Raw genomic sequence first — 737 nt, 5'->3', positions numbered from 1 at the left:
CAGGTCGCCGCCCTGACCGTGAAGCAGGTGCCGCAGATCGAAACCGCCGATCTGGCCAAGATCACCACCGATGCCCTGGCTGGTCTGAGCGTGGCTGCCGTCACCGCCCTGACCTCCGACCAGGTGGCCAAGCTGACGACGGACCAGTTTAAGGCTCTGTCGGTGAAGCAGATTGCCGCCATCGGTACCGACGATATCGCTGCCCTGACCACTGACCAGGCCGCCGTGCTGACCTCTGCCCAGGTCGCCGCCCTGACGGCCAAGCAAGTGGCTCAGCTGGAAACCNNNNCCTGTCGGTGAAGCAGATCGCCGCCATCGGCACTGACGACATCGCCGGTCTGACGACTTCCCAGGCGGCTGTGCTGACCTCTGATCAGATTGCAGCCCTGACGGTCAAGCAGATTGCCCAGATCGAAACGGCTGACCTGGCCAAAATCACGACTACCGCCCTGGCCGGCCTGAGCGCCACCCAGATTGGGGCTCTGACCACCGACCAGATCGTGGGTCTGACCACCGATCAGGCTGCCGCTCTGACTTCCAAGCAACTGGCTGGTCTGAAGACCGCTCAGGTGGCTGCCCTGGCTACCGACGACCTGCAGAAGATCGCTACCGATGCCCTGGCTGGCCTGAGCGTTGCCTCCATCACAGCGCTGACCTCCGACCAGGTGGCCAAGCTGACGACGGACCAGATCAAGGCCCTGTCGGTGAAGCAGATCGCCGGCATCGGCACCGACGAC

At 64.1% G+C, this 737-nt stretch carries 1 protein-coding gene and 1 pseudogene; both read left to right on the top strand.

The genetic code is table 11. The annotated features are described in order from the left end of the window. Positions 1 to 300, top strand: a 300-nt coding sequence (locus AZSI13_RS00145; RefSeq protein WP_165833252.1) for a hypothetical protein, incomplete at its 5' end; no start/stop codon positions are given. Then, positions 297 to 737, top strand: a pseudogene (locus tag AZSI13_RS18335) (hypothetical protein); the annotation flags it as partial. The gene AZSI13_RS00145 and the pseudogene AZSI13_RS18335, both read left to right, overlap by 4 nt.

The organism is Azospira sp. I13, from assembly GCF_003112695.1.
In the GTDB taxonomy this organism is placed as follows: domain Bacteria; phylum Pseudomonadota; class Gammaproteobacteria; order Burkholderiales; family Rhodocyclaceae; genus Azospira.
This window is presented reverse-complemented; position numbering and strand designations above follow the sequence as displayed.